1 pseudogene is annotated in these 296 nt (G+C 72.3%); it reads left to right on the forward strand.

The features are described from left to right. Positions 1 to 5 precede the first annotated feature (5 nt). A pseudogene (locus GV790_RS29780) lies at positions 6 to 296 on the forward strand (transporter); the annotation flags it as partial.

The raw sequence follows: 296 nt of genomic DNA on the forward strand, positions 1-296 counted from the left end.
CGATCATGGGTGCCGTCGTCGTCGGCTGCGCGGCGCTCGTCGTCGCGGGTTGTTCGACGCCTGCCGATGATTCGGCCTCGATCGTCCGCACCACCACCAATATCGCGGGCGCGGGTGTGGTCGGGATCGAGCGCGACACCGCGCAGGCGTGCAGCCTGCCCACCGCGCCCGATCCGGCCGCAGGCGCCACCCGCACCATCACCCACCCCTTCGGTGTCACCGAGGTTCCCGCCGACCCTCAGCGCATCGTTGTGCTCAGCACCGCGGCGCTGGACGCGGTGTGCGCGGTGGGGTCG

It is taken from the genome of Nocardia cyriacigeorgica (assembly GCF_010858045.1).
Lineage (GTDB): Bacteria > Actinomycetota > Actinomycetes > Mycobacteriales > Mycobacteriaceae > Nocardia > Nocardia cyriacigeorgica_E.